At 48.5% G+C, this 9,670-nt stretch carries 7 protein-coding genes; 3 read left to right on the top strand and 4 right to left on the bottom strand.

Going from position 1 to position 9,670, the window contains the following annotated elements; genetic code table 11:
* Nucleotides 1-222: 222 nt before the first annotated feature.
* Both MiSe_RS44715 and ribBA read right to left on the bottom strand, forming a co-directional pair.
* Entirely contained in the window at nt 223-1,773 is a 1,551-nt protein-coding gene (locus MiSe_RS44715) for a tetratricopeptide repeat protein (protein WP_226593067.1), read from the bottom strand.
* A 374-nt stretch (nt 1,774-2,147) separates the two neighbouring features.
* A complete protein-coding gene (gene ribBA, locus MiSe_RS44720; RefSeq protein ID WP_226593069.1) occupies nt 2,148-3,830 on the bottom strand; it encodes a bifunctional 3,4-dihydroxy-2-butanone-4-phosphate synthase/GTP cyclohydrolase II in 1,683 nt (560 codons plus the stop codon).
* A 356-nt stretch (nt 3,831-4,186) separates the two neighbouring features.
* Here ribBA and MiSe_RS44725 point away from each other — a divergent pair, with 356 nt between their 5' ends.
* Together MiSe_RS44725 and argC are read left to right on the top strand one after the other, a co-directional pair.
* Complete coding sequence (locus tag MiSe_RS44725) at nt 4,187-4,627, top strand: hypothetical protein (protein ID WP_226593071.1); 441 nt, start codon at nt 4,187-4,189, stop codon at nt 4,625-4,627.
* Entirely contained in the window at nt 4,615-5,673 is a 1,059-nt protein-coding gene (gene argC, locus MiSe_RS44730) for an N-acetyl-gamma-glutamyl-phosphate reductase (RefSeq protein ID WP_226593073.1), read from the top strand. Before MiSe_RS44725 ends, argC begins: the two co-directional genes overlap by 13 nt.
* Before the next feature lie 161 nt (nt 5,674-5,834).
* On the opposite strand, the gene eno is transcribed toward argC, so the two are convergent.
* Nucleotides 5,835-7,124: a phosphopyruvate hydratase gene (gene eno / locus MiSe_RS44735; RefSeq protein ID WP_226593075.1), complete on the bottom strand. Its 1,290-nt coding sequence runs from the start codon at nt 7,122-7,124 to the stop codon at nt 5,835-5,837.
* Between the two features lie 399 nt (nt 7,125-7,523).
* Between eno and gloA the strand changes: the two genes are divergently transcribed.
* Nucleotides 7,524-7,964 (top strand): lactoylglutathione lyase, encoded by a 441-nt coding sequence (gene gloA / locus MiSe_RS44740; RefSeq protein ID WP_226593077.1) that lies wholly within the window; start codon nt 7,524-7,526, stop codon nt 7,962-7,964.
* Between the two features lie 214 nt (nt 7,965-8,178).
* On the opposite strand, the gene MiSe_RS44745 is transcribed toward gloA, so the two are convergent.
* Nucleotides 8,179-8,982: a choice-of-anchor W domain-containing protein gene (locus tag MiSe_RS44745; RefSeq protein ID WP_226593079.1), complete on the bottom strand. Its 804-nt coding sequence runs from the start codon at nt 8,980-8,982 to the stop codon at nt 8,179-8,181.
* Nucleotides 8,983-9,670 lie beyond the last annotated feature (688 nt).

Below are 9,670 nucleotides of genomic sequence, written 5' to 3' on the forward strand. Positions count from 1 at the left end.
CAGCCTGCTCCTAGTTCCCAGGCTCAGCCTGCTCCTAGTTCCCAGGCTCAGCCTGCTCCTAGTTCCCAGGCTCAGCCTGCTCCTAGTTCCCAGGCTCAGCCTGCTCCTAGTTCCCAGGCTCAGCCTGCTCCTAGTTCCCAGGCTCAGCCTGGGAACTAGATTATAGAGGCTCAGCCGAGGCGGAGCCTCCCTAAAGTAAGTGCCATTCCACCCTAATACTGACTAGCCAACCAAAAGTTTTTGCTCGTAATCATCTCGATCCCGATGGTGCAGCGGCGCAATTTGCAATCCCAGATCCACATCCTCAATCGCTCCCAGTTTATCACCTAGTGCAAAACGAGCCAATCCTCGGTTAATATAAGCCGAACTCAGATTAGGATCGAGTTGCAAAGCATGGTTAAAATCTGCAACAGCTTGGTTAATCTCTCCCAATCTGTAGCGAATAAATCCCCGGTTATTATAAGTTCTGGCATCCTTGGGATTTAGCTGCAAAGATTGGTTAAAGTCGTTAATGGCTTCCTGTTTATCTCCCAAGTCCGAACGCAGCAAACCCCGGCTAACATAAGCTTCGGCTAAATTAGGATCTATCCGCAATGCTTGGTTAAAATCTGCCAAAGCTTGCTGAATTTTTCCTTGGTTTCTGTAGGCAAGTCCCCGGTTATTATAGGTGGCTCCATGGTTGGGATTGTGTTCCAATGCTCGATTAAAATCTTCAATTGCGCTTTGTAAGTCTCCCCGGTAATAGTAAACCAAACCTCGGTTATAGTAGGCATTCGCTTTTTTAGGATTGATAGAGAGCGCCTGGGTGTAATTTTCAATCGCTCCCTGACTATCTCCCATCACCGCGTAAAGATTCCCCCGGTTATTGTAAGCTTCGGCATCGACCGGATCGATTTCTAGCATATGGTTATAATCTTCAACTGCTTCTTGCTTTTTGCCTAGTTTATAGCGGGCAAAAGCTCGGTTGTAGTAAACATCTGTCAATTTGGAGTTAATTTCTAAGGCTTTTTCGTAATCTTCAACCGCCGCATTATTTTCGTCTAAGTGAAAGCGAACCAGAGCGCGATTATTGTAAGCTTCCACTAAGTACGGATCGATTTGTATCGCCAGACTAAAATCTTCAATCGCTCCTTGTTGATCGCCTAATTCAAAGCGAGCCATTCCTAAATTGTTGTAAGCTTCTGCCAAGGAAGGATTAATTTTTAGAGCTTGTTTGTAATCGGCAATGGCTCCTTCTTTATCTCCCAATTTAAACCTGGCAATCCCCCGACTCAGGTAAGCTTCAGCTAGGTGAGGATCGAGCTGTAAAACTTGGTTAAAGTCTGCGATCGCTAGCTCATGATCTCCCAACTCAAAGTGCAGCATCCCCCGATTGATGTAAGCTTGAATAAACTCTGGAGTCAGCTGTAAAGCTTGGTTAAAATCGCAAATTGCTTCGAGTTGCTCTCCTATAGCGCGCCGCGCATTTCCCCTACTGTTGTAAGCAACTGCATATTGCGGATCTATTTCCAGCGCTTGGTTAAAGTCTTCAATCGCTGCTTGATAGTCGCCTAATTCATACCGTGCTAGTCCCCGATTGTAGTAACCTTTTGCACATTTTGGCTCGATTTGCAAGACCCGCTCGAAGTTTTCAATAGCTTCTTGATAGTTTCCTTCTCTAGCTCTTGCCGTTCCTTGGCTCAAACATTGCTCAATAGTCATCTTTTCTTCTTCCTGGTAGTGACCTGGCAAATTTTTTTCTGCTTCTTGCTTTAATAATTTTTTAACAATCATAGTAAGCCGTTCCTGATGAAGTAATAGTTTGTAGAGCAGATGCTTGTTGTTTTGAGAAATTACCCAAGCCACAGTATCTGCGAGTGGGTTAAAGCTGAAGCACGCAATTTTGGCGTATACTCTTACAGCAGAATTTTCACCGAGCAGGGTGGCGAGGTTCTGAGTCTTGCGTTAACGATTCAGGCTGATTATCTGGACACTTAGCTCGATTTGTTGGCAGCTCCTCGGTGAATACACTGTCTATCTTGGCAGAAGAATCACTTAATTTCTCACGCTTTACTTAATCTTTAAATCTAATTTTGTTTGTCTTTACAAAAAAGTAATGATGGGGCATGGATAGTAATAAATATTACAGATGCCCCAGGCTTTATGCCCTATGTCCGGGAGAAAATATAGATTTTCTGAGTTTCCAGGCGATCGCAAACCGAGGAAGGTAACCGATCGATCGGGAATGTTTGACGATCGAGTTGTACCTGCAAGCTGGTGAGGGGGTCAACACCGGGGGAAACGAGGAATTCCAGGTGGTGGAGATCTGACCAACTCACGAGGTTGTCTAGCAAGCGAGCGATCGCTTGTAGGTAAGGATGGTTTGGTTGGCGATACCAGTCGGGGGTTGCCAAATTCGGTTGATCGAAGCCCAAGTGGAAAGTCAGGGAAGATTGACCGAATAGAGCGATCGCTACACTCCGCGCTTCTTCCTGCAACAGCAAGTGGAACTGCGCCGCCAAATGGCGCACTTTTTCCAACCTCTCGTAGCGTTGAGCGATCGACTGGTCTTCATCCACCCATGCTACCGCCACCGTCACCAGATAAGTCTGCAACAGCATGTGACCCAGCTTCTTCGCCTTGGTCGCCAGATAGATCGAATTATAGGTATTCGCCTCGATCAGTAGCGGTACCCGTTCCACCACTTCCAAACCGTAGCCCTTCACCCCGGCAATTTTACGGGGATTATTGGTAATCAGGCGAATTTTGTGAATTCCCAGATCCGTGAGAATTTGCGCCCCCACGCCGTAGTTCCGCAAATCTGCTGGGAAACCCAGCCGTTCGTTAGCTTCCACCGTATCCAGCCCCATATCCTGCAAAGAATAGGCTTTCAACTTATTAATCAAGCCGATACCCCTGCCTTCTTGTCGCAGGTAAACCACAACGCCCATCCCGGCTTTCTCGATTGTATTGAGTGCCGATAGCAGCTGCATCCGACAGTCGCAACGCAGGGAACCCAAAGCATCCCCCGTCAGACATTCCGAGTGCATCCGCACCAACACCGGCTGATTTTCAAACCCAGCGGGGTCACCCTTAACAATAGCCACGTGTTCGGAATTATCCAACGTATTGCGGTAAGCGTAAATTTGGAAATTACCGAACTCGGTAGGTAAAGCCGCCACCGTCTCGCGACAGACAAACCGTTCGTGCTGGAGGCGATAGCTAATTAAATCCGCGATGCTGATAATTTTGAGTTGGTGAGTTTGGGCGTATTCGATTAACTCGGGTAACCGCGCCATCGAGCCGTCGGGGTTCTGAATTTCGCAGATTACCCCTGCCGGGTATAACCCAGCTAGTTGAGCTAGGTCAACCGCTGCTTCCGTATGTCCGGCGCGTTTAAGCACGCCTCCATCTCTAGCGCGCACTGGGAAGATGTGACCGGGGCGACGCAAATCTTCTGGGCGCGTGGTGGGGTTAATCGCGACTTGGATCGTGCGCGCGCGGTCTTCTGCCGAAATGCCCGTCGTTACCCCCAACTGAGGACCAGCATCGATGCTGACGGTGAAAGCAGTTTGATTGCTGTCGGTATTGTTGGTGACCATCAACGGCAGGTCTAATTCATCCAGGCGCTGACCCGTCATCGCCAGACAAATTAACCCCCGCGCATTTACCGCCATAAAATTAATCACGTCGGGGGTAGCGAACTGAGCCGCGCAGATCAAGTCGCCTTCGTTTTCGCGGGCTTCGTCATCCACTACCACGATCGCTCGACCCGCCTTAATTTCTGCCAGCGCGCAGTCAATTGAGTCAAACTGAAAAGATCGATCGGACAAGTTTTGCGGCGATTCCACAGATTAGTTCCAGTCAATAAATTTTAAGTTTTTTTTAAAGCTTTCCATCAAGTTAGACAGGTGCAAACCTCTAACTTTGTATTAGTGTAGGAAAGCCGATGGGGATTGCTGCTCTTGGTGACATTTCCTTGCTTAGAGCCGGGAAAGGTTGCCCGTTTTTAGCTGCCTTATCCCACCCTACCTTGTTTCTAGGCACCTTGAACGGGTGCGATCAAAACCTGTTGGTGATGAACCAGACAAGGACAACTCCCTACCAACTAATTATGACTACGATATTGCCCGACAATCCAGTTTGGAAGTAAGCAACAAGTGCATAACGGACAGGGATATTCGGCATAAATGCTACTGGGCAATTCTTGAGTTTATTTCCCCAAGGTTCGTCTACAAGTCCAAGCACCTTGTACTATGGATTGTTGACTTGCGATCGCTCCACCCCAAAGGTTGCGGCGAGCGCAACTACGGGCACGGCATTCTACAAACTTTTGATCGAAATCAAAACTGATTTTACGCCATGCCCCTACTACGAACGACGGCGCCCAAGCGCCTACTACGAACGACTGGGCGTGAAGCTATCGCTATCGCGGAGCGCGAATCGCCCGGAAGGCAAGTCTGGTGACCAACGCCACCACCTCTGGCAAGCAACAATGTTGTCTACCGTGAAAATGCCAGGGAGCGCAGTTGCCTTAATACTAATTGTAGTTCCCAAGCCAAACCGTGCTTTTAGTACTACAATGCAGCAAAAGTTTAACTATTTTGAACCACAAGTTTACAAGGGTCAAGTGTTATGGGTGATTTAGGGCGCGTTCCAGTTGGAATTATCGGCGCGTCGGGTTATGGGGGAGTCCAGCTGGTGAGGCTGTTGATGGATCATCCCAGGGTGGAATTGGTTTACTTAGGCGGTGAAAGCAGTGCTGGAAAACCATTTTCCGATCTTTACCCCCACCTGGTAAATCTGGTCGATCTGATCGTCGAGCCAATTGATTTAGAAAAAATTGCGGCTCGCTGTCAAGCGGTGTTTCTTTCCCTGCCTAATGGGTTAGCGTATCAGATCGCGCCGGAACTGTTGGCTAAAGGATGCAAGGTATTGGATCTTTCGGCAGACTATCGCTTTACCGATTTGGATACTTATACCACTTGGTACGGAGGCGATCGCCATGACCGAGAAGTAGCATCCACTGCTGTATACGGCTTACCGGAATTGTACCGCGATCGCATCGCCCAATCCCAGCTAATTGGATGTCCCGGTTGCTACCCCACCGCCAGCCTGCTGGCGCTTTCCCCCCTGCTCAAACAAGGTTTAATCGTCCCGGACACCGCGATTATCGATGCTAAATCCGGCACATCGGGCGGCGGACGCCAAGGCAAAATCAACCTACTGCTTGCCGAAGCCGACAACTCTTTGGGCGCTTATAACGTCGGGCGTCACCGCCATACCCCGGAAATCGAGCAAATTTGTAGCGATTTAGCCGGACACGAAGTCACGGTACAATTTACACCCCACCTGATCCCGATGGTGCGCGGTATTTTGGCAACCGTTTACGCCACCCTCCGCGATCCCGGTCTGGTGCGCGAAGACTTAGTGACTATTTATACTGCATTTTACCGAGGAGCGCCTTGGGTAAAAGTCCTGTCCAGCGGAGTTTATCCCCAAACAAAGTGGGCGTGCGGCAATAACAATTGTTACATCGGGGTCGAAGTGGACGCCCGTACAGGACGGATCATCGTCATGTCAGCAATTGATAACTTAATCAAAGGTCAATCCGGTCAAGCCATCCAATGTTTAAACCTGATGATGGGTTGGGAAGAAACTCTGGGATTGCCCCAGTTGGGCTTTTATCCTTAATCGGGCAGAGAAGCAGGTGGGATCCAGGGGCAGGTGGGCAGGTGGGCAAGTGTGAGAAATTTGACGTTTTTGCCCTAGTTTCCACGCTATGAGCAGGTTAAATGCAGACACAGCCAGCCTGCACCTGCCCACCTGCACACCTGCACACCCGCACACCTGCCCTACTTGGGTCCTAACCCAACTGCACCGGCATAAACCGCTTGGTCGCCCAATTCTTCTTCAATTCGCAGCAGGCGGTTGTATTTAGCAACTCGTTCGCTGCGACACAAGGAACCCGTTTTGATTTGACCCGCACGAGTCGCCACCGCCAGGTCGGCAATCGTGGTATCTTCGGTTTCGCCGGAACGGTGGCTGATGATGGAACGATAGCCGTTGCGGGTTGCCAGGTCGATGGTTTGTAGGGTTTCGGTTAACGAGCCAATTTGATTGAGCTTAATCAAAATCGCGTTACCGGCTTTTGTCTCGATGCCTTTTTGTAACCGCGTGGGGTTGGTAACAAACAAGTCATCGCCTACCAATTGAACGCGGGAACCGATTTTATCGGTTAGCAGCGTCCAGTGTTGCCAATCTTCCTCGTGCAACCCATCTTCAATCGAAACAATGGGATATTGCCCTACCAACGTCCCCAAATACTCGATAAACTCTTCTGGGGCGTGGGCTGACCCATCATAAACATATTGACCCTGTTTATAGAATTCGCTCGCGGCGACATCCAATGCGAGGGCGACTTCTTCGCCTGGTTTATAGCCTGCTTTCTCAATTGCAGCTACCAGCAAATCCAAAGCCACCTGATTCGACGCTAAATTAGGCGCAAAGCCGCCTTCATCCCCCACACCAGTCAGCAAACCTTTATCATCCAACACCTTGCTGAGGGTAGCGAATACTTCCGCCCCCCAGCGCAGCGCTTCCCGGAACGAAGGCGCCCCCACCGGGACGATCATGAATTCTTGAAAATCGACGTTGTTAGCTGCGTGAGCGCCGCCATTGATGACGTTCATCAACGGAACGGGTAACAAATTTGACAAAGGCCCGCCCAAGTAGCGATACAGCGGGATCGTCAACGCAGCGGCACTCGCTTTCGCGGCGGCGAGGGAAACCGCTAGAATCGCATTGGCTCCCAGATTGGATTTATTTGGGGAACCGTCTAACTCGATCATCGTGCGGTCGAGGAATTCTTGGTTGAGGGCATCGAGATCGAGTAGTTCGGGGGCAATTTTTTCGTTGACGTTCTGCACCGCCGTGAGGACGCCTTTACCGCCGTAACGGCTTTTATCTCCATCTCGCAGTTCGTGAGCTTCAAACGTGCCGGTAGAAGCGCCGCTGGGGACTTGGGCAATTCCGGCAATGCCGTTGGCTAGGTAGACTTCTGCTTCCACCGTAGGACGCCCGCGGGAATCGAGAATTTCCCGCGCTTGAATGTGATCGATGGCAGTATTTAGGGTGTCAGTCATGGCGTATAACCTCGTGTAGGGCAGCGATCGCGCGCCGCTTGCATTCAGGACTGCCGATAATTATCGGAGCAATCAGATCGATTGTTAAGCATAGGGGTTTAACCGCCCCTTCCCCCTGAGATTAAACATGTCTACTGATTTGGGTAATGGGTAACAGGTAATGGGTAGAGGAGTGACGTCAAGAAACCGGGTTTCTCGGAAAAATCTGCGACTTGGAACCAGATATCTACCCAGAAACCCGGTTTCTAGGTTCGGTTTCTGGTCTATTTCTCTGAAAAACGTTGACGCAAAGAAACCGGGTTTCTCCAGAGATCGCAGCAAGAAACTTTGGTGATGGCCTAGACCAATTAGCGATCGCCCTAAAATGAAGAAAAGTTAAAAAATTCGGAGTTGCGTACCATGCGAATGCTACACACCATGCTGCGCGTCGGTAACCTGGAAGAGTCGCTCAAGTTCTACTGCGACGTTTTGGGCATGAAGTTGCTTCGCCAAAAAGACTATCCAGATGGGAAATTTACCCTCGCTTTTGTCGGATACGGCGATGAGTCCGACCACACCGTCATCGAATTAACCTACAACTGGGGCGTCGAGCGGTACGATCTCGGTAACGCCTACGGTCACATTGCCCTTGGTGTCGATGATATTTACACCACCTGTGAAGAAATTAAAGCTCGTGGCGGTAAAGTAGTACGGGAACCGGGACCAATGAAACACGGTTCAACGGTAATCGCTTTTGTCGAAGACCCCAATGGATATAAAGTTGAATTGATTCAACTCGGTACTCAAGGTTCTGCTCCCACCAGCAGCGAATCCCAACCAGAAACAGTGGGTAGCAAATAATACCTGTTTGTTTTGTCCCCCGCTCAAAAACCCGGTTTCTATCAAGAAACCGGGTTTTTTAACCAGATTTTTCCCAATAATATCGTTTCCGGTGGCATCGGAATTACTGCGCGTAGGGTCAATTAGCAATTAGCAATTAGCAATTAGCAAGAAAGCTAATCATTCCGAGCCAACCGGATTTGATATAATTTGTCTAATGCCCTGTCCCTACAATTTATTGGTTAACTGATTTTTTCTTCTTATTAGAAGCTGCAACTACAGCACCTGTGACTAATAGGGCAGCAATCGTACTTGGTTCGGGTACGCTTGTAGAAGGAGTTTGACCAAATATATCTGCGCGCCCCCGATCGCTTAAACGACCTGCTTTAATTTGATACGCAACTCGTGCGCCCCTTGTAGCTTCAGCAAAAGGAGCATGCGTAAACGTCATCGTCGATTTACCAGACAGGGTGAAGTCACCCGTCAATCCGCCGATCATGATATATTTTAACGTGTCGGAACTGTTAGATTCTAAGGCATTGATCGATTGACCGTTGAGTCTCAAATCGCCGATCAACATGCTGCCGTTATCCGCTCTCGTCCGCAAAAACAAATCTGTAAAAGGAGCGGTAAAACTAGAACTGGTTAACACTCTATTGCCAACAGTATAGGTGACTTGCGAACCAGTTACTTGCAGGATGAAATCTACCGCTTGACCGCTGGTGAATCCATAATCGCTGGAAGCAACACCGGGTAAGGTGCGGGTGAATGGCGCAGAATTGTTTGAATAAACTGCATCAAAGATATGCAGTTCCTTGTCTCCACTCCAAGGATTTTGACCTTGAACTGCGTTGTTGCCAATTTGGCTTTGAACGACAAACTCCTCCCAATAGTCGCCGCTAGAAATTAAAGATTCAAATTGGCTATCTGTGTATTCGGGGGCATATCTGATTGTAAATGCATTGGCAGTTGCAGGTAATGAAACTAATCCCAGGGTAGTGGCTGCTAATGCGAATAATTCTTGACTGATGCGCTTCATTTTTGCTCGGTTGATTGGCTAGTATCTTAGTTGATTTTTACTGGTGGCGAAGCCGGTTGATGTGATTCATCTCACCCGATTTATCCTTTCTGCATTTGGTATTTTGTGAAAATTATGTGAGAAATATTTGCAGCAGACTGATAAATATAAAATCCAAACCAGCTATACCAAGAATAACCTTTACAATTGGGTAAAAGGGGTAGAGACAAACGATTTTTAACAAAGATTTAAATTAGCTATAGGAAGTTGAAGCGAATATATCAGAAACCGGGTTTCTTCATAGATCTCTGGTTGACAAATCAAGGATTTTTCCGAGAAACCCGGTTGATTTGCGTAATTCCTACAGATAAAAAGGCTAAATTACGGAGAAAATCAGCCAAAAAATTGCTCAATTAAGCGAAATTACCGTCAAAATTACAAAACCCAAAGTAGCAGCAACAGACTGGTGCATCCGGAAAAATCCGGGATCAGGTAAAGCAAAAGTGCGTTTTGGACGGAATACCCCGTTGTTGGGGGCGGATTTACATAGAGCATCGGCGCGTTCCGTAAAGACCGAGAATTATTGACACTCCCCGGCTTAAAAGACCGGGGATTCTAAGCTCATCGTCAGAACTTGCTCCACCAGGGTTTCCCCAAGCAGAGTAGCGGTTCCAACTCCCTTAGCGTTACTTTGGGGATGCCCTCCCCT

Source organism: Microseira wollei NIES-4236, from assembly GCF_020521235.1.
Classification (GTDB): Bacteria; Cyanobacteriota; Cyanobacteriia; order Cyanobacteriales; family Aerosakkonemataceae; genus Microseira; species Microseira wollei.